This window comes from Staphylococcus sp. HMSC069D12 (assembly GCF_001810405.1).
Taxonomy (GTDB): domain Bacteria; phylum Bacillota; class Bacilli; order Staphylococcales; family Staphylococcaceae; genus Staphylococcus; species Staphylococcus haemolyticus.
Map to the genome: position 1 here is coordinate 106,667 of NZ_KV801100.1, position 20,458 is coordinate 127,124.

The following is a 20,458-nucleotide window of genomic DNA, read 5'->3' on the forward strand; positions in this document are numbered from 1 at the left end:
TATGTCACTATCAATTGAGAGTGATATATAGCTTTTTTAATTTTAAAAGGGGGTAAATAATGACAATTTCTAATAAACTAGCCAATATTCCAGATAGTTACTTTGGTAAAACAATGGGACGTAAGGTTGAGTATGGACCACTACCGTTAATTAATATGGCAGTTGGTATCCCGGATGGCGAAACGCCTAAAGGCATCGTTGATCACTTTGCTGATGCTGTTCGAATTCCTGAAAATCAAAAATATGGTGCATTTCATGGTAAGGAATCCTTTAAAGAAGCAATTGTTAATTTCTATCAACGACAATATGGTGTTGAGCTACATAAAGATGATGAAGTGTGCATACTTTATGGTACTAAAAATGGTTTAGTGGCTTTGCCTACATGTATTGTTAATCCTGGAGAAAGTGTGCTACTTCCAGACCCAGGTTATACGGATTACCTCGCTGGTGTCATGCTTGCTGATGCCAATCCAGTACCACTTAATTTGGAGCCACCACATTATTTGCCAGATTGGAGCAAAGTAGATGCACAAACATTAGCACGTACGTCACTCGTTTATTTGACTTACCCAAATAATCCTACTGGATCAACGGCTACTAAAGCAGTGTTTGATGAAGCGATTCAGAGATTTAAAGGTACACATACAAAAATCGTTCATGATTTCGCTTATAGTGCTTTTGGATTTGATGCAAAGAACCCAAGTATACTTGCTTCTAAAGATGCAAAGGAGGTAGCAATTGAAATCTTTTCATTATCTAAAGGCTATAATATGTCAGGGTTTAGAGTAGGATTCGCAGTAGGTAACAAAGACATGATACAAGCGCTGAAGAAATATCAAACACATACTAATGCTGGTATGTTTGGTGCCCTTCAAGATGCAGCAACATACGCACTTAATCACTATGATGACTTTCTAGATCAACAAAATGAAACATTCAAACGTCGTCGTGACATGTTTGAAAAGCAATTAAAAGATGTCAATTTACCATTTGTACATTCTAAAGGTGGCATTTACTCATGGCTTCAAACACCACCAGGGTATGATAGTGAATCATTTGAACAGTATTTGTTGAAAGAACAATCGATCTTAGTGGCGCCTGGCATTCCATTTGGTGAAAATGGTCGTCATTACGTCCGTATTTCCCTAGCATTAAATGACCAATTATTAACTGAAGCGGCTAAACGATTAGCTTCTTTATCTTATTTATATAACGAGTAACAAGAAGTCACAAATAGAAAGGATGAAATTTTATGACTAAAATTAAAATAATGAGTGTACGAGATGAAGATATTCCTTACATTGAAGAGTGGGCGGAACAAAATAATGTCGAAGTAGAGTTAAATAAAGAAATATTAACAGAAGATAATGTCGATGGTGTTCAAGGAGTTGATGGCTTATCTTTATCTCAACAACACCCAATATCGGAAGATGTATTTGCCAAATTGCAACAATTTGGTATTAAACATATTGCACAACGTAGTGCTGGATTTGATACTTACGACTTAAATTTAGCTACACAATATGGCATTATTATATCTAATGTACCGTCATATTCACCGAGTTCAATTGCAGAGTTTGCAGTAACACAAGCGATTAATATTGTAAGAAATCAGAACGATATTCAACGTAAACTTCGTGAATATGATTTTAGATGGGAACCTTCAATATTGTCACGTTCAATTAGTGATTTGACCGTAGCTGTTATAGGAACAGGACGTATTGGTTCGATAGCGGCAAGCATTTTTGCAAAAGGATATGGAAGCCATGTTGTTGCATATGATCCATTTCCTAATGAAAAGGTTGGGCAATATGTTGAGTATAAGGATACGATGGAAGAAGCTTTACGTGATGCAGATATTGTTACAGTTCATATTCCAGCAACGAAATATAATCCACATCTCTTCAATAAAGATTTATTTTCAAAATTTAAAAAAGGTGCCGTATTTGTAAACGCAGCTAGGGGATCGATTGTTGATACGAGAGCATTGCTTGATGCAATTGATAGTGGTCAAATTAAAGGTGCTGCATTAGATACATATGAGCATGAACGAGGTTTATTCCCTGGAGATTACCGTGATAAAGTGATTAATGATGACTTATTAGATGAATTAATTGCTAGAGAAGATATTTGGTTAACACCACATATTGCGTTTTATACTGATGCGGCAGTTAAGAATTTAATTGTTGATGCACTTGATGCAGTCATTGATGTTATTAATACAGGTACTACTAAATTAAGAGTGAATTAAAAAATGGAGTTGAGCGTGGGACAGAATTATTTGTGAATCCATTGTCCCAGACTCAACTCCTTTAATTAGCTTTAGCGAATGCTCACATTTCATAATTTGCTTATATTTAAATCGCTTTTACCCGGGTTAGATTGACTGCCTAACAAAAGCAGGTTTCTTATCCGGATTTTATTTTACATCGTAGCCTTGATCTTCAATGGCTTCTTTCATTTGTTCAACTGATACTCTGTTTTCGTCGTAATCTACGCGAACTTGATTCTTATCTAAGTCTACTTCTGCTGAAGTCACACCATTTAATTTAGCTAATGCAGATTCCACAGCGTTTCTGCAATGGTCACAGCTCATACCTTCAACGTTAATTACTTTATTAATCATACCTTTCACCTCCGTTGTTCTTACTCATATATACCCATATTTTACTCCTTTTTAATAAACAAAGAAATAAAATAGAAATGCTTCGTAATTATAATTTCATTCGTTTTAGTCTTAAGGCATTACTTACAACACTAACTGAACTTAAGGCCATCGCAGCACCAGCTATCCAAGGTGCAAGTAATCCCATTGCCGCAATTGGGATGCCTGCAATATTGTATCCAAATGCCCAGAATAAGTTCTGTTTAATATTGCGAATTGTTTTATGACTTGCATGAATGGCCTTAGGAACTAATTGAATATCTCCTCCAAGAATGGTGATATCTGCAGCTTCTATTGCTACTTCTGTACCCGTTCCCATTGCAATGCCGATATCTGCTTTGACAAGTGCAGGAGCATCGTTAATTCCATCGCCCACCATAGCAACTCTATGTTTCTGTTCTTGTAATTGCGTTATATGTTGTGCTTTATCTTCAGGTAGAACGCCGGCAATGACTTGATCAATACCGACTTCTTTAGCAATAGCTTTTGCAGTTCGTTCATTATCACCAGTTAGCATAACCGTTCTAATATTCATAGATGATAATTGTTGGATAGCTTCTTTAGCAGATGCTTTAACAGTGTCAGCTACAGCAACCATGCCTTTTAGTTCGTCGCCATAGGCAATTAGCATAACAGTATGTCCATCAGTTTCCATATGTTCCATTTTCTGCTTAATGCTTTGTATATTGATTTGGTGTTCTGACATTAATTTTTGATTGCCAACAAGTAACTTAGTATTATTTATAACAGCTTGTATTCCGTGACCTGGTAATGTTTGATAATTTGTGACATTTACCAAGTTAACTTTATGGTGTTTGGCGTAGTTAACAATTGCAGTAGCAAGTGGGTGTTCAGAGTTATTTTCAGCTGAAGCAACTAAAGCTAAGATATCTTTGTCACCTTCAAAATAAGTTACCTCTGGTTTGCCGTGTGTAAGTGTTCCTGTCTTGTCAAACACAACTGTATCAACTTGATGTGTACGTTCGACATATTCGCCACCTTTAAACAAAATACCATTTTCAGCAGCGCGACCAGTTCCAACCATTATTGAAGTTGGTGTAGCTAAACCAAGTGCACATGGACAAGCAATCACTAGAACTGATATCGCAGCAACAAGTGCATCTTCAAATTGACCAGGATGTACAAGTGTAATCCAAATTAAGAATGTCAGTAAAGCAATCGCAATAACAATTGGAACGAAATAGCCTGATATAATATCAGCTAAACGTTGAATAGGTGCTTTAGAACTTTGAGCTTCCTCAACCACTTTAATAATATTGGATAGGGCAGTATCTTTGCCAACTTTAGTTGCCTTAATTGTAATAACACCATTCGTATTCATAGTTGAGCCTATTACTGCATCATCAACGTGTTTATCAACTGGCATTGATTCACCTGTTAGCATTGATTCATTAATAGCAGTTTCACCCTTAATAATTTGACCATCGACAGGTATCTTTTCACCGGGTTTAATTAACAAGATATCATCAACATTAACTTGATTGAGCGGTACCATTTTTTCGATACCATTGTCATCAATTAGTCGTGCCTCTTTTGCTTGTAAGTTAAGTAATTCACTTAATGCATTCGTCGTTTGTGATTTAGCACGTGCTTCTAAATATTTTCCGAAAAGAATTAATGTGATAAGTACAGCGCTTGTCTCAAAGTAAAGGTGAGGCATGTTTGTGGCACCTGTTAACCATTTAATCATCTCATAAATACTGTAAAAGTATGCAGCACTAGTGCCTAATGCAACGAGCACATCCATATTAGCTCCACCGTTACGTAAATTTTTATAAGCACCAACATAGAACTGCCAACCAATTATAAATTGGATAGGTGTCGCAAGGATAAATTGGAACCAAGGATTCATTAATATGTCGGGTAAATGCATATTAAAGAGATGGACGAGCATTGTCATTAATAGAGGTAATGACAGAATAGCAGAGATCATTAATTTATTTCGCTTATGCTTAAGTTCTTGTTGTTTTCGGTTTGCTTGATCTTCTTCGGATTGTTTAGGTTGTGCGTCGTAACCTAAGTTTCTAATTCGTCCAATTAAGGTATCTAAATCTGTTTGCCCAGGATAATACGCTACCATAGCTTGTTCAGTCGTTAAATTAACTGTCGCATCTTTAACGCCTGGTGCTTTATTTAATATTTTCTCTATACGATTTGAACATGCTGCACAGGTCATACCAGTTATGTCTAACTCAGCTTTGTCAATGACTACATCATACCCAAGCTTTTGAACCGTCGTAACAAAGTCATTTATTGCATAGTCATTAGTATCATATTCAATCGTTGCTTTTTCCGTTGTCAAATTAACTTGTGCTTTTACGTTATCCATTTTATTTAATCGTTTTTCAATACGATTTGAGCAAGCTGCACAAGTCATACCAGTAATGTTCAATGTGGCATTTTGTTTATTGCTCATTAAGACACCTCCATTGCAATTCATACATAATATACCCCCTTAGGGTATTCAAGTCAATGTTTATGTCTTACTTTTTCGCATAAAAAAGTAGGACAGAAATCTTTGTGAATTCATTGTCCTACTACTTCGAATTTGCAAAATAGTATCATTATATTATTTATGTCCTAGACTACTATTGTATTTGTAAAGATTATACAGCTAACTTAGAAAAAATCAGATGGTTTAAAATTTTCTAAATTTAAGTCTTTATAATTATTAAAATCAAAATTGGATATATTTTGAACAAGTTCACCGTTTTTGGCTTGATTATAATAATAATTTGCTTCGTTCATTACATCATGATCTTGGAATGTCTTTACAACGCCAAGAATGATAAGCAATGCAATAATACCTTTCAATAAACCTCTCATAGAATGTCGCACTCCTTTTTCTGTAATATCTCGTTAGTGGCTTTAGTTGGTTTTTTTAATAGAAGTTTAATTTAATTATATAGTCTTTCTAATAAAATTGCATGAGACTAGGGAACTGACTTTTTATCGTTCTAAAGTTGTAATAAGTAGAACTGCCCTATGCAACTCGATCCTTTGTTTCAAAAGAGTCTTTATTGGGAACGGTTAAGTAAATGGGTAAGGAGTGAAAATGAATGAATCTATTAGAATTCCATAAACAAATTAAAGGTTATACTCAAAATCGTCAACCAGGAACAGAGAAAGACATGGATCCTAGACCCATTTCAGAACTAGATGAATATAAAGCAGCTGGTAAATTGCAAGGTAAAGTTGCATTAATTACTGGTGGTGACTCAGGGATTGGTCGCTCTGTTGCAATCTTGTTTGCTAAAGAAGGCGCTAATGTAGCTATTGGTTATTATAACGAGCATGAAGATGCAGAGGAAACTGTTAATCGTCTTAAAGAGATTGGCGTAAAGGCTATAGCTTATGCTCATGATTTAAAAGATGCGCAGCAATCTAAAGAATTAGTGCAACAAGTTGTTCAAGACTTTGGTAATTTAAATATTCTAGTTAATAATGGTGCAGTTCAATATCCTCAGGATAGTTTCATGGACATTACGCCTGAACAATTTAAAGATACATTCGAAACAAATATATTTGGCATGTTCTTCTTATCACAAGCTGCCGTTCCATATTTAAGTGACAACGATACAATTATTAATACGACAAGTGTGACGGCGTATCGTGGTTCTGGTCATTTAATTGATTATGCTTCAACTAAAGGTGCGATTGTTTCATTTACACGTTCATTAGCAACTACGCTAATGGAGAAAAACATTCGAGTTAATGGCGTGGCTCCAGGTCCAATTTATACCCCATTAATTCCTGCTACTTTTGATGAGGACAAAGTAGAGAACCAAGGTGGCAATACACCAATGGGTCGACGTGGACAACCTGCTGAACTAGCGCCAGCCTACGTGTTCCTCGCGACAAACGCCGATAGTTCTTATATCACTGGTCAAATTATACATGTTAATGGTGGCGATTATATTACAACTTAAAAGTAAGCTTCTTATATTGAGCCATAAAGGTGTTGAGTGCCTTTATGGCTTATTATATGTTGAAAAATGGAGTGTTTCCGTGCGAAAACCACTTAATTTGTTTAAACTGTAATATAAATATTAAATGAAGGTGGGTAAGTACAATGACAGAAAAAGAAAAGATGTTAGCACACCAGTGGTATGATGCCAATTTTGATAAAGATTTGGAAACTGAACGAGTACGTGCAAAAGATTTATGTTTTGACTTTAACCAAACGCGTCCGAGTGATGACAGTAGAAGACAAGCAGTATTAACTGAATTATTTGGTTATACATTAGAGAATGTCGCAATTAATAGTCCGTTCGATACAGATTATGGTTGGAATGTTAAATTAGGCAAAAATGTGTTTGTTAATAGTAATTGTTATTTTATGGATGGAGGAGGCATCACAATAGGTAATGATGTATTTATAGGGCCATCTTGTGGATTCTATACTGCGCATCATCCATTAACATCTAAAGAACGTAATGCAGGATTAGAGTTAGCACAGCCGATTACGATTGGAAATAATATTTGGTTTGGTGGCAATGTCGTTGTCACGCCTGGTGTAACGATTGGAGATGGTTCAGTTATAGCAGCAGGAAGTGTCGTAACTAAGGATGTACCACCAAATAGTTTAGTTGCCGGTGTACCAGCTAAAGTAATAAGAGAGATAAATGAAAATGGCGCATCTAAATAGTCATTTCATAGGTCAGGTATAAATAACCTTTGAGTCGTCCGGTGGCTCAAAGGTTATTTGTATCTAAGAATTTAATATATAAAATAAATTAGTTATATAATATATAAGATAGATAAATGATATAATATATTTGGAGTGTATATGGGAGTTTATCTCCATACATATTTAAGAATCAAAATGTAACTCAAAACATTCATTTTATGACATCAACTTTAGAAACGAAATACAACTTAGAAAGGAAAATGAATATGAAACTGAAAACATTTTTACAAAATCAAAGTCGACGTAAATTCAAATTTATAACGACACCTTTACAAAGAAGAAATAACTCAGCTTATACACGTAAAATAATGCGTTATGCGCAAAATTATGAAGCGAATAAAGTTAAACAACACGATATTCTATACCAAGTAAGAGATGGAAAAAGTATTACAGATAGTCCTTATGCTATCTTTAAACGTTTGATTCATCATCCCAAATATCGTAAATATACGCATAAATGGGTCGTCGACACTACCGAAACGTTAGAATTTTATAAAAAGAAATTTGAGAAATACAAAAATATTGAATTCGTGATTAAAGAATCTCCAGAGTATTTAAGGGCACTAACCGAATGTAAGTATTTAATTAACAACTCAACATTTCCAGCCTATTTCATTAAAAAGCCTGATCAAATTTATGTGAACACATGGCATGGGACGCCACTCAAATATATGGGTCTAGACCTAGAAAATGGCTTACGTGGTTCGCAAAATATTATTAAAAACTTTTTATCGAGTGATTATATCATAAGTCCTAATCGCCATACGTCAGACATTTTTAAAAGGGCATTTAGATTGGATAACATTTATGGTGGGCAAATTTTAGAAATTGGATATCCAAGAATAGATCTTACATTGAATAGTGATTCAAAAATGCTCATTAATGAATTAAAATCTTACATTGATATTACTGATGAGAAAGTATTGTTATATTGTCCAACTTGGAGGGGTGATGATGTCAACACGCCTGAGGAAAGTTTAAATCATATTGTGGAAGAAGTTGAAAAGTTGAAACTTCATCTTGATTATCAAGTATTAGTAAAGGTACATCCATTTATTTATAAAAAAGCAATTAAAAATGAGGCACTAAAACCATATCTTATTCCAGATTATTTTGATACAAATGAAATATTGGCGTTTGTTGATTTAATGATAACGGATTATTCAAGTATCTTCTTTGACTATTTAGTCACAAATAAACCCATTGTCTTTTATACACCAGACTACGAAGCATATCAATTTGAAAGAGGAATGTATATCAATGCTCAGGATTTACCGGGACCGGTTGTGCATACCATTGATGATGTTGTACAAGTGATACAACAGAAAACATATCAATTAAGTAAGGTGCAACATAACTATCAAACGTTCAAAAATACGTATACGTATCTAGATGATGGAAATGTTACTGACAAGGTGATTGACCGGGTATTCACCTCAAAACATAAACGTAAAAAGGAAAAGAAATGTGCTAAAAAACGACTATTAATTTATCCTGGTGGAATGAAAAATAATGGCATTACCTCTTCTGTTATCAATTTATTAGAGAATATTGATTACAATCAATATGACGTTACACTATTTACAAATCGAAGTAATAATGATGAAATCTTGAATAATCTGAATAATGTTAACCAAAATGTAAGAATTATTTTAAGAGTTGGCCCTTTAGCAGCGTCGTTAAAAGAGACGTATAAAGTAGACTTCGTCAGACAACGAGGGCTAAAAAGTGCATTAGAACGTTTCTTATATCCAAAACATGTATATGAACGTGAGATGCGCAAAGTATTAGGTGAAAGTCAATTTGATTATGCGATAGATTTCAGTGGGTATTCTATGTTTTGGGCGAATCTTATTTTAGCTACGACTGCTAAACGTAAATTGGTCTACCTTCATAGTGATATCAAAGCGGATATGGAGAAAACCATAAATGGTGTGAAACCGCATTATCAAAATTTAAAAGGTTTGATAACACTATATAATCAATTTGATAAACTGGTATGTGTTTCTGACGCATCAAAAGAACAAAATATGCGCAATATAGCTAAAAAAGCACTAAATAAGAAATTTGTAGCGTCAAGAAACACGATTAATTTAAGTGAAATATCGCAATTCATGTTAGATGATGCTGATCAATTTGAGAAAAATAATGTACCGGTGCTCGTCAGTGTGAATAAAGGGAAAGTGACGTCGGTACCTTTTAAAGAGGATGATTTTAAAATTGTGTCGGTTGGCCGTTTATCACCTGAAAAAGGATTTGATTTATTAATTGAAGCGGTTGGCAAGGTTATCGTGCATTATCCTAATACGAAATTATATATTATAGGAGAAGGTCCATTAAGACATAAATTAGAACAACAAATTCGTAAGTTGAAGTTAGAACAGCATGTCTTTTTATTAGGACAACGAAAAAATCCATTCTATATTATGAAACAAGCAGATGTTTTATCGTTAACGTCTTATTATGAAGGCCAATCAATGGTTCTACTTGAAGCACTATCACTTGGTATGAACGTATTGACATCGGATATCATTGCGAATCGTTATGTATTAAACAATGGTAAGTATGGGATGTTAGTGAGTCATGATGTCAATGATATTAAGCACGGCTTAGAGCGTTTTATCAAACATCAAACACCACATTATGAAACGTTTAACGCTCAAGAATACAATCAATTAGCGATAGAAGAGTTCTATAAACTTCTAAAATAATCAGTAAATACAATATCAATTAAACTTAAAGAATTCTTGATCCAAAAAGCGTTTGAATGTGTATTAATATGATTGAATAATGCATGTAGTAATTCCATTGGTTAATTAAAATGATAAAAAGACAATTTCTATTGAAATTAAATAGAGATTGTCTTTTAAATTTATCTGAGTCGATTGTTTTATAATTTTACTTTATGTTCTTTATTATATGCCAAATAAGATTGAATGCCTTTGGCTATATCATATTGAGGATGATAACCCAATGATTCAAGTGGTGTAATGTCAGCACAAGAATGCTTAATATCTCCAAGTCTTGGTGCTTTAAAATGGCATGGGATACTGTACTTGAAGCCCTTCTCAAACGCTTTAAAAACTGCTTTCAGATTTGTTTGTATGCCCGTACCTATGTTGAATATTGAACCACTTGTTGTTGGGGTATTAAGCACAAGCCACATAGCGTCAATTAAATCATTAATGTAAACAAAATCACGAGTTTGTTCACCGTCACCATAGAAGGTAAATTCAGTTTGATTCGTAAATTTATGATTCATTATTGATATGACACCTGAATAATCCGAGTTAGGATTTTGTCTTGGGCCATAAACATTAAAGAATCTGAGACAAGCGCTGGGAATATCGAATAAATGATTGTAAATCTTAGCATACTGTTCTCCAGCGTATTTCTGTATTGCATATGGAGATAATGGCGACGGTTTAGAGAGAGAAACGGATTTAGGTAAACTTGGTAGATCACCGTAAATGGCTGCCGATGACGCAAATATGAATTTTTTAATTTGCTTATTATACGTTCGAATGGTTTCTAAAAGATGAACTGTGGCATCAACATTAATTTGATTAGATAATGATGGTTTCTCAATCGTTTCAACAACACTCACCATGGCTGCTAAATGAATAACATAATCAAATTGTTCTTGACGTATTAATTGCGTTACAAACTCAAAATCGGTGATATCCTTTACGTAAATATGTTCTTTATTAACAAAGGGAATATTATGTAAGTATCCGGAACTTAAATTATCTATGACATGTACCTCGATATTTTGCTTAACAAAATGTTCGGCTACATGTGAGCCAATGAATCCTGCTCCGCCTGTAATTAATGCTTTCATGTGTGAACTTCCTTTTCTTGATGTCGTTAAATTGTGTAAATTTATTATACTTTATTTTTATAAAAATATAAAATTATAATAATATAGTTCACTTGTTTCGAGAAGCAGGCCACCTCTGACTGATAATTAAAACTTTTCAGATAATATTAATGTAAGCGATTGCAAAAATAACCCAAAGCATAGTAGAATGAAATTAATGACATAAATTATCATTTTAAGTAAGTCATTGTTTTACTGATTTTTATAATTCTTACAAATACATAGGGGGTAATTAAGAATGGTAGTACCTTTCAAAAATGAACCTGGGATTGATTTTTCAGTACAAGAAAATGTAGAAAGATTTCAAAAAACGTTAGAGCAAGTTAAAAGTGAACTTGGTCAAACACTTCCAATTGTGATTGACGGTGAGCACATTACTAAAGATGATACATTTGATTCAATTAATCCAGCTAATACAAAGGAATTAATTGCTAAAGTATCTAAAGCTACTAAGGAAGATGTAGATAAAGCGTTTGAATCTTCAAACAAAGCTTATAAAACATGGCGTCAATGGTCACATAAAGATCGTGCAGAGTTATTATTACGTGTTGCAGCAATTATTCGTCGTCGTAAAGAGGAAATCTCTGCAGTCATGGTATATGAAGCAGGTAAACCTTGGGATGAAGCTGTAGGCGATGCTGCAGAAGGTATCGACTTTATCGAATACTATGCACGTTCAATGATGGAATTAGCAGATGGTAAACCGGTATTAGATCGTGAAGGGGAACATAACAAGTACTTCTATAAATCAATTGGTACTGGTGTTACAATTCCACCATGGAATTTCCCATTTGCAATTATGGCTGGTACAACATTAGCACCAGTAGTAGCTGGTAACACGGTTCTATTGAAACCTGCTGAAGATACAGTATTAACAGCGTATAAATTAATCGAAATCTTAGAAGAAGCGGGTCTTCCTAAAGGTGTTGTTAACTTTGTACCTGGTGATCCGAAAGAAATCGGTGACTATTTAGTTGATTCTGTTCATACACACTTTGTTACATTTACAGGTTCACGTGCAACAGGAACTCGTATATACGAACGCAGCGCAGTTGTTCAAGAAGGCCAAACTTTCTTAAAACGTGTTATTGCAGAAATGGGCGGTAAAGATGCGATTGTCGTTGATGAAAATATTGATACTGATTTAGCTGCAGAATCAATTGTAACGTCAGCATTTGGTTTCTCAGGCCAAAAATGTTCAGCATGTTCACGTGCTATTGTCCACAGTTCAGTTTATGATGAAGTATTAGAAAAAGCGGTGGCATTAACTAAAGAATTAACAGTTGGTAACACTGTAGATAATACATTCATGGGTCCTGTTATTAACAAAAAACAATTCGACAAAATTAAAAAATATATCGAAATTGGTGGAAAAGAAGGTAAAATTGAAATCGGTGGCGAAGCTGATGATTCTACAGGTTACTTCATTAAACCAACAATTATTTCAGGATTAAAATCATCTGATCAAGTAATGCAAGAAGAAATCTTTGGTCCAGTGGTTGGCTTTACTAAATTTGATAATTTCGAAGAAGCAATTGAAATTGCGAATGATACAGACTATGGCTTAACAGGTGCAGTTATTACAAATAATCGTGAAAACTGGATTAAAGCTGTTAATGAATTCGAAGTAGGTAACTTATATCTTAACCGTGGATGTACTTCAGCAGTTGTAGGATATCATCCATTTGGTGGATTTAAAATGTCTGGTACAGATGCTAAAACAGGTAGCCCAGATTACTTATTAAACTTCTTAGAACAAAAAGTAGTTTCAGAGATGTTCTAAGCCATTAAGATCAATATATATCATGTTCAATAAAATTTAAAATAACATTTTTAAATAAATAGTCAGTAGATGAATGCAATCCATTCATTTACTGACTTATTTTTATTTCATTAAACTTGAGATGCTTGTTAAAGGGGGTAAAGAAATTCTTAGATGAATTTTTACTTATTTTATTTGCGACGCTTTCTTGCGGGAAAGGCTCGTGCCTGTAGTCCTCTAAAGGCGTTCTTAGATAGATGATTACTCACATAAGCTGCTTCGCGTTCCTGGGATGCCGTCTCAGCCTGTAGTCTTCGACTGGCACTGCTACCCTAGGGGTCTTCGCAACTATGTTTTGTATTCTATCTTAGAACGCCTTATACAAGTGCAACAGCACTTGTGTTCAATAATTAAAACGCCAAGAGTCGTGCAACAATATTCGTAATTCATCTTTAGAATTTCTTACTTAAGTGCTCAAGCACTTAAGTTATTTTTCACTAGCTTGCTTTGTTTGTAGATTTTCTTGTTAAAAATCTCTTTGCTGAGCCCCATTCCCAAACTCTATTTATTATCTATATCAACGCTACTTTCTTAAATGAGTATGACTTTAATGTTAAATAAAAAAAGCAAATTCTATAGTACTTCAATAGAATTTGCTTCTAACTAATCTATGAATTGGATGTCATAACATCTTTGATTAGTAGTTTAATAAAATCAATGTGATTATTAATTAAGTTGTGTATAGTCTTGACCATGTAACATCCAACGTACGCCATATTTATCTGTAAAGGCGCCCATTTTTCCACCCCAGAATTGTTCTTTGAGTGGCATTTCAATGTCTAATGAGTCATGATTTTTAATTTTATCGTAAAACTGTTGAACTTTATCTGAATCGTCTTGATTGTTAACATCGAAATCAATAAGTAATGAAATTCCATTATTGATGTTCTCTACACGTCCGAATGAATCAGAGCATAAAATTTTAACACCTAGTACTTCAAATTCAGCGTGCATTGTAGCTTCTGCAGCCTGTTCTTTTGTCATGCCAAATTGTTCCGCTTGTTCTTCGCTCACTTCTAATCTTTTGACGTTTGTAGCGCCAAATACTTCTTCGTAATATGCTATTGCGTCTTTTGCTTTTTCAAAGGCTAAATATGGAAATAATTCAGTCATGATAAAACCCCTTTAGTTAGTTTGTAACCCAGTCCATTATATAATGAATAGATGTAAATAGCGATTAATATACGGTCGTGAAACTTTGAACAAAATAGATTGAGTATTCTAATTAATCATGTGCTTTGACATTGATAAGTTTATGAAAGATTTGGTCCATTTGCTTAGGTTTAATCTCGACATTTTCATTCTTTTTCCAATCGATAAATGCATTTAGTACCGAACCGAACACATAGAATACTAGGCTTTTCGGTACTACATTATCAACAGTAATACGATGCATGTTGGTTTTGAAATCCTTTTGCATTATTTCAATTAAATAATTATTGCGAACATCTTCAAACTCTTTATCGTTATATTGCTTAAGTTCAATTCGAGATATCTCTTCCTTATTGAAGGAATTAGCTAAAGTTTGAAAAGGATTATTCAAACGTTCTTTAATATTAGTCGCAAAATAGTCATCGTGTGTTAATTTTAATAGATATTTCAACAATTCGTATTTATCATAAAAATGTTTATAAAAAGTAGTGCGATGAACACTAGCATGCTTACAAATTTTATTAACCGTTAATGTTGTAAACATCTCTTGTTCGAGCAATGAATATAAGCTACCAGTTAATGCCTTTTTAGTTTTAATTACCCGTAAGTCTTTATCATTCAAAATTGTTCTCCCCTAACATAGATAGAAGAATCTAATAAATTTGGTGAAACATAATATTTAATTATAGATTATATAAATACATAAATAAACATGCACTTACATTAAAAATTTAAATTACGTATAAAAAATAAACTGATTAAAAATAAGAAATGTATTGTGTAATGAATTTGGTAAAGCGTTTTAAAGCGTTTTGAAAGGGTATATGATATCCAAATAGAAACATTGTTTAACTACTAAAAATAAAATTGTAATTTTTATAAATTTATTCTATTTTCCAAGTCTGAATTTATAAATATATTCTATATGGGAGGATTTTAATTATGAAAGGCACTAAACAATTAGATCAAATTAAAGAAGATAATAAGAAGCAACTTAAAAAATTATTCAAATATGATAAAGATAATGCATTAACATTTAGCAAAGAAGATCGTGAAAAAGTTCAAGACAAATTTGGCGTATATGTTATTTTCGATAAAAAGACGCCTATCTTCGTTGGTCAAACAGGTGGCTATTCTACAGGTTACCAACTTATTACAAAAGACTTATTTAATAAATTAGGTCAATATAATTTAAAATCAGGTGTCGGCACTACTAAATTTAAAAAAGGTTTAGCACAAAAAAAAGGTGTTAATGAAGAGAATATTAAATCAATTACAGCTGAAGATTATAATTTGAAATTCCAATATGTCAATGTTAAAGATGAACCAGCGTTTATTAATGTTTTAGAAATTTTAGCAATTGAATATGCTAAAGATAAAGGTTATGAATTATATAATTTTAACCAAAACTAATGACATCAATTGATAAGTATAAATGAATTGTTATAAGTGGTTAGGACGATTGTGGGGCTAGGACTATGAATGAATATTGAATTCTTTCCTATTCGACATGATAGTCCTAACCTTTTGTTTTCATTTTCTGAAAAGTGGTATTGATGAGTAAAACTTATCTAAAGTAGGGGATACTATGGCAATTCGTGTCCATTTTCAAGACCAAGCAAATTACTTCCATACTGCATGTATATTTTCAGCTATTCCTGAGAATGCCAAACTTGTGTGGATTGATTTTGAGAATCCGACGAAAAACGATCAAGCATTACTCACTCAACGATTCAATATTGCTAGACACCACATTGAGGAATCTGTATTTACAGTTACGAGACCTAAAGTTAGTAATCACCCACAGAAACAGCATTTATATTTAATATTGCATGCGATTAGCCATAATAATTTCTCAGCAGAACCACTGAGTATTACTGTTAAGGGTGATTGGATAATCACGGTCCATAAATATCCTATGAATGTATTATCAGATATCATTACGTCATTCAATAAGTCACCTAAAGCTATAACTGCGATTGAACTAACAACTATCATGGTTGATAAGATTACACATCAATATTTTAAATATGTGGATCATGTTGAAGACACTGTTTTCTCTTTTGAGGATCAAAATGTAGATAAAGTCAATAACCGTAAATTAATGGATGACGTATATAATATTCGTTCTGAAATTATTAAACTGAAACGTGTGCTCATTCCTATGGAGCAACTCCTAAATGAAATAATAGATGAATCACCATTAGACGTATCACACGAATATCAACTATTGATTAAACATATTCATAGTAGAATATTAAGACAAACAGATACATTGATGGCATGTGAGCACATCACAGATGATATTAAAGATAATAATGAGTCATACCGTTCTAATAGAATTAACGGTGTGATGGATGTCTTAACCATTATTTCGTCTATATTCTTTCCGCTATCATTTTTAACAGGTTGGTATGGCATGAACTTCTCTTATATGCCAGAACTTGATTGGCATTATAGTTATTTCGTCTTTATTCCTATTTCATTAGTGGTTGTTGTTTCACTCATTACTCTTTTCAAAAAGAAGGACTGGTTCTAGCGCAAACAAAATAAGCGTATGATTCTACAAGTGTTAGATTCATACGCTTATACCTATTAATGTTGCTTCTCTTCCTATAGGAGCCGTTTATATTTACGTTTGTAATATTTAGACAGTTTCATGTCATGGACAAAAGAGATCACAGGTCGTGCTGTCATTTGAATACTTCCAATCACAAATAGTATCGTGCCGGAAATCATTGTTTGGTCACTAAAAAATAGAAAACTACCTATTAAAAATATAATGCCCAGTACGATATCGTTGATTTGGTATAGGGCTTTGTAGAAGAATGAAATTTGCTTCGCATGATCATCTTCATTAAATTGACTGGTATTAAAATGTAAATCAACATCATCTTTATTTAAACCAGCCATTTTAACACCTCCATTATTTTAAGTAATAACATACTTCCCGTTGTACTTTGACATGAAACTTCTTCATAATGGTCAGAAAGGAGTGGTATGATGTCTTATTCAATGCTTTACGAATCTCCCGTACAAAATTTAGAACTCATTAGTGATGGTGAGTCACTTACACATGTACTCTATAAATATAGTGACACAACGGTTACTCATCCAACAAATCCTGATTTAGAAATTTTTAAAAAAGTGGTTGAGTGGTTAAATGAATATTTCTCAGGAAATCGTCCGCAAATTGATTTTTCAATTAAACCGGAAGGCACTGATTTTCAAAAAAGTGTGTGGCGAAAGCTACAAGAAATAGAATATGGACAATTAAAAACGTATGGTGATCTAGCGAAACGCGTAGGTGAAGAACGTAATAAGCCGAATATGTCTGCACAAGCAGTAGGTGGTGCAGTAGGTAGCAATCCGATTTCTATTATTATTCCATGCCATCGCGTGGTTGGAAAAGATGGAAGTTTAACAGGATATGGTGGCACGATTAATCATAAAATTAAATTACTTGAGCTTGAGAAAGTAGATATGACTAAATTGTATAGACCTAAAAATTCAACTAAACCATAACACCTATATATTTACCTATTAATAAAGAGGCGTTCGAGACAAGAGACTAAATTGCTCTTATTTCGAATGCCTCTTAATTAATGTCAATGTTATTGAGGAATATGATATTGACGTATATCGTCTTGAATAGCTTCTAAGTAGTAAATAGATTTGTCGTCATCTGTTTGTTCAGTAGCGTGGTCGAATTCTAAATCATCGAATCGCTTGAAGAAACTTTCATAGTCTTCAACTAAAATTTCTTGACGTTCGTTCAATAAGGCTTTATGTCCTTCAATATCTAATTGTTTTTCATAGCCTTCGACTAGCGTAGCACTAAAGAATTCTCCTACAGAACCAGATCCATAGCTAAACAATCCAATAGTTTGACCACCCTTAAGCAATCTATTCTCTAATAATGAAATTAAACTTAGATATAAAGAGCCAGTATAAATATTACCTACATAACGATTATAATATACTGCATCTTCATATCCAGATGTTAAACGTTCTTGCGTCGTTTCATCGGCATCATTGATAATTGAGTCTAAAGCTTTCTTACCCATTTTAGTGAAAGGTACGTGGAAACATAATGACTCAAAGTCAGATAATGTTTTCCCTTCACGTCGAGCATATTCGTTCCAACTTTCTTGGAATGATTTGATATATGCATCTTTAGATAATGCACCGGCAACTAATGGATATTTATGTCCAGTTGGTCTCCAGAAGTCATACACATCTTCAGTATATGCAACGGCATCATCATTCAATTCTAAGATACTTGGATTATTTGAAATCAACATAGCTACGGCACCAGCACCTTGTGTCGGTTCGCCACCAGATTGAATACCATATCGAGCTGTATCACTTGCGATAACAAGTACCTTTTCATTAGGTCGTTTCTCAATGTAGTCTTTAGCTAATTGAATTGCAGGTGTTGCAGCATAGCAAGCTTCTTTCATTTCGAAGCAGCGTGCGAATGGCTGAATACCTAGTAAATTGTGAATTTGTACTGCAGCAGCTTTTGCATTATCGATTGCAGATTCAGTTGCTACAATGACCATTCCAATATGTTTTTTATCATCATCTGTTATAATATCTTTAGCAGCATTAGCCCCCATAGATACAATATCTTGTGATACTGGACTGACTGCCATTTGAGTTTGACCAATCCCAATTAAAAATTTATTTGGATCAACTTGGCGAGCTTCTGCAAGCTTAGCCATGTCTACATAGTATTTAGGTACGTAAAAGTTAATTTTATCGATTCCTATACTCACGGGCACTACATCCTTTCGTTATTCTAATTTTATAATTCATATTAATAGTAGCATTTTGAGACAATTTCATTTAAAATGCTCACTAATAGAAAGCGTTTTCATAAGAAAAGTTAAATGCAATAACGCATGTCGTTTAATATAGTAATATAATAAAATACGTGAAACTGCATGGTATAACATTGAGTGTGAGATAACTTCTATCGGCTATTATTAATAATCATATTAATAGTTATTTTACCAAATTAAATAACTAAATTACAATTTATATATAAACTACATATAAGGAGATAAAGAATGAAAAAAATTGCTATAGTTAGTGCTAAAAGAACGCCAATCGGTAGATATAAAGGTAAATTAAGAAATTATTCTGCAGTTGAATTGGGAACGACAGCTTTGAAAGGTGCAATCGATTCAGCAAATATTGACCCTAATATAATACAACAAGTTATCTTCGGTAACGTGCTACAAAGTGGTGTAGGACAAAATCCAGCACGTCAAATTGCGATTAAAGCGGGTGTACCTGATACAACACCAGCTATGACAATTAATGAGGTATGTGGATCAGGTCTTAAAGCAATTATATTAGGGAAACAGTTAATTCAACTAGGTGAAGCGGATGTTGTTGCAGTGGGTGGAGTTGAAAGTATGACAAATGCCCCACAATTAATCTTAAAAGAAGGTCAAGAACCAGTGGAAAGCTTTATGCATGATGGTTTAACAGATGCCTTTCATTATGTACCAATGGGTGTAACAGCTGAGAACATAGCTGAAAAATATGACATTACGCGTGAAATGCAAGATGAGTTCGCAAACCATTCACAAGCTAAAGCTGCTAAAGCGACGCAAGATGGTAAATTTAATAATGAAATTATCGGTATGACTGACGCGGAAGGGGAACAAATGACTTCTGATGAAGGTGTTCGTCCAAATAGTAGTGTCGAGAAGCTTGCAACATTAAAGACAATTTTCAAAGAAGATGGAACAGTAACTGGTGGTAATGCTTCAAGTATTAACGATGGTTCATCTGCACTCATTTTAATGGAGGAATCATATGCTAAAGCGCATGGTTACGACATTTTAGGAATCGTTGGAGATTATGCGGAAGTAGGTTGTGATCCTCAATATATGGGCTATGCACCATTCTATGCTGTTGAGAAACTACTTGATAAAACGGATAGCAAAATCGATGATGTTGATATTGTAGAAATGACTGAAGCATTTGCCGCACAAAGTATACCAGTCAAAGACAATTTGCATATTCCAGATAAAAAATTAAATATCTATGGCGGTGCTATTGCACTAGGACACCCAATTGGTGCCAGTGGTGCTAGATTAGTCACTACTTTAGTGAACGCACTTGAACAAGAAAATAAACGTACGGGTATTGCTACAGCATGTATTGGTGGAGGATTAGGTATCGCTCTAATGATTGATAAAGGGGAATAAT

The 20,458-nt window shown here is 33.7% G+C and carries 18 protein-coding genes; 10 read left to right on the plus strand and 8 right to left on the minus strand.

Annotation, left to right across the window (positions count from 1 at the left end):
- The first annotated feature begins 59 nt into the window (after window positions 1–59).
- The gene (locus tag HMPREF2737_RS03595) at window positions 60–1,220 is read left to right on the plus strand and encodes an aminotransferase class I/II-fold pyridoxal phosphate-dependent enzyme (RefSeq protein ID WP_037551558.1); all 1,161 of its coding nucleotides are present in this window, start codon (window positions 60–62) and stop codon (window positions 1,218–1,220) included.
- 32 nt (window positions 1,221–1,252) lie between these two features.
- Entirely contained in the window at window positions 1,253–2,251 is a 999-nt protein-coding gene (locus HMPREF2737_RS03600) for a D-lactate dehydrogenase (RefSeq protein ID WP_037551559.1), read from the plus strand.
- 168 nt (window positions 2,252–2,419) lie between these two features.
- On the opposite strand, the gene copZ is transcribed toward HMPREF2737_RS03600, so the two are convergent.
- The 3 genes from copZ to HMPREF2737_RS03615 form a co-directional block, all read right to left on the minus strand.
- Window positions 2,420–2,626: a copper chaperone CopZ gene (gene copZ, locus HMPREF2737_RS03605; RefSeq protein ID WP_029376679.1), complete on the minus strand. Its 207-nt coding sequence runs from the start codon at window positions 2,624–2,626 to the stop codon at window positions 2,420–2,422.
- 88 nt (window positions 2,627–2,714) lie between these two features.
- Window positions 2,715–5,102 (minus strand): heavy metal translocating P-type ATPase, encoded by a 2,388-nt coding sequence (locus HMPREF2737_RS03610; protein ID WP_037551579.1) that lies wholly within the window; start codon window positions 5,100–5,102, stop codon window positions 2,715–2,717.
- Window positions 5,103–5,305: 203 nt separating this feature from the next.
- The gene (locus tag HMPREF2737_RS03615; RefSeq protein WP_011274822.1) at window positions 5,306–5,512 is read right to left on the minus strand and encodes a hypothetical protein; all 207 of its coding nucleotides are present in this window, start codon (window positions 5,510–5,512) and stop codon (window positions 5,306–5,308) included.
- Between the two features lie 233 nt (window positions 5,513–5,745).
- Between HMPREF2737_RS03615 and HMPREF2737_RS03620 the strand changes: the two genes are divergently transcribed.
- From HMPREF2737_RS03620 to HMPREF2737_RS03630, 3 genes are all read left to right on the plus strand, one after another.
- Window positions 5,746–6,615, plus strand: a complete 870-nt coding sequence (locus HMPREF2737_RS03620) for an SDR family oxidoreductase (RefSeq protein ID WP_037551560.1) — start codon at window positions 5,746–5,748, stop codon at window positions 6,613–6,615.
- A 143-nt stretch (window positions 6,616–6,758) separates the two neighbouring features.
- Window positions 6,759–7,334: a sugar O-acetyltransferase gene (locus HMPREF2737_RS03625; RefSeq protein WP_037551561.1), complete on the plus strand. Its 576-nt coding sequence runs from the start codon at window positions 6,759–6,761 to the stop codon at window positions 7,332–7,334.
- A 248-nt stretch (window positions 7,335–7,582) separates the two neighbouring features.
- Window positions 7,583–10,087 carry a glycosyltransferase gene (locus tag HMPREF2737_RS03630; protein WP_037551562.1) on the plus strand — a complete coding sequence of 835 codons (2,505 nt, stop codon included), beginning with the start codon at window positions 7,583–7,585 and terminating at the stop codon, window positions 10,085–10,087.
- A 179-nt stretch (window positions 10,088–10,266) separates the two neighbouring features.
- Here HMPREF2737_RS03630 and HMPREF2737_RS03635 read toward each other — a convergent pair whose 3' ends face one another.
- Entirely contained in the window at window positions 10,267–11,217 is a 951-nt protein-coding gene (locus tag HMPREF2737_RS03635) for an NAD-dependent epimerase/dehydratase family protein (RefSeq protein ID WP_037551563.1), read from the minus strand.
- Between the two features lie 277 nt (window positions 11,218–11,494).
- Here HMPREF2737_RS03635 and pruA point away from each other — a divergent pair, with 277 nt between their 5' ends.
- Entirely contained in the window at window positions 11,495–13,039 is a 1,545-nt protein-coding gene (gene pruA, locus HMPREF2737_RS03640) for an L-glutamate gamma-semialdehyde dehydrogenase (RefSeq protein WP_037551564.1), read from the plus strand.
- A 705-nt stretch (window positions 13,040–13,744) separates the two neighbouring features.
- On the opposite strand, the gene HMPREF2737_RS03645 is transcribed toward pruA, so the two are convergent.
- Together HMPREF2737_RS03645 and HMPREF2737_RS03650 are read right to left on the minus strand one after the other, a co-directional pair.
- Window positions 13,745–14,191 carry a VOC family protein gene (locus HMPREF2737_RS03645; protein WP_037551565.1) on the minus strand — a complete coding sequence of 149 codons (447 nt, stop codon included), beginning with the start codon at window positions 14,189–14,191 and terminating at the stop codon, window positions 13,745–13,747.
- A gap of 112 nt (window positions 14,192–14,303) precedes the next feature.
- Window positions 14,304–14,852: a TetR/AcrR family transcriptional regulator gene (locus HMPREF2737_RS03650; RefSeq protein WP_037551566.1), complete on the minus strand. Its 549-nt coding sequence runs from the start codon at window positions 14,850–14,852 to the stop codon at window positions 14,304–14,306.
- Between the two features lie 320 nt (window positions 14,853–15,172).
- Between HMPREF2737_RS03650 and HMPREF2737_RS03655 the strand changes: the two genes are divergently transcribed.
- Together HMPREF2737_RS03655 and HMPREF2737_RS03660 are read left to right on the plus strand one after the other, a co-directional pair.
- Window positions 15,173–15,643 (plus strand): hypothetical protein, encoded by a 471-nt coding sequence (locus HMPREF2737_RS03655; RefSeq protein WP_037551567.1) that lies wholly within the window; start codon window positions 15,173–15,175, stop codon window positions 15,641–15,643.
- 175 nt (window positions 15,644–15,818) lie between these two features.
- Complete coding sequence (locus HMPREF2737_RS03660; RefSeq protein WP_037551568.1) at window positions 15,819–16,769, plus strand: CorA family divalent cation transporter; 951 nt, start codon at window positions 15,819–15,821, stop codon at window positions 16,767–16,769.
- 74 nt (window positions 16,770–16,843) lie between these two features.
- On the opposite strand, the gene HMPREF2737_RS03665 is transcribed toward HMPREF2737_RS03660, so the two are convergent.
- The gene (locus tag HMPREF2737_RS03665; protein WP_037551569.1) at window positions 16,844–17,143 is read right to left on the minus strand and encodes a YrhK family protein; all 300 of its coding nucleotides are present in this window, start codon (window positions 17,141–17,143) and stop codon (window positions 16,844–16,846) included.
- 90 nt (window positions 17,144–17,233) lie between these two features.
- Here HMPREF2737_RS03665 and HMPREF2737_RS03670 point away from each other — a divergent pair, with 90 nt between their 5' ends.
- On the plus strand, window positions 17,234–17,755 hold the full coding sequence (locus HMPREF2737_RS03670; RefSeq protein WP_037551570.1) for a methylated-DNA--[protein]-cysteine S-methyltransferase: 522 nt from the start codon (window positions 17,234–17,236) through the stop codon (window positions 17,753–17,755).
- A gap of 89 nt (window positions 17,756–17,844) precedes the next feature.
- Here the strand turns inward: HMPREF2737_RS03670 and HMPREF2737_RS03675 are convergent, their stop codons facing one another.
- A complete protein-coding gene (locus HMPREF2737_RS03675; protein ID WP_037551571.1) occupies window positions 17,845–19,011 on the minus strand; it encodes a hydroxymethylglutaryl-CoA synthase in 1,167 nt (388 codons plus the stop codon).
- A gap of 294 nt (window positions 19,012–19,305) precedes the next feature.
- Here HMPREF2737_RS03675 and HMPREF2737_RS03680 point away from each other — a divergent pair, with 294 nt between their 5' ends.
- On the plus strand, window positions 19,306–20,457 hold the full coding sequence (locus HMPREF2737_RS03680) for a thiolase family protein (protein WP_037551572.1): 1,152 nt from the start codon (window positions 19,306–19,308) through the stop codon (window positions 20,455–20,457).
- The last annotated feature ends 1 nt before the right edge of the window (window position 20,458 follow it).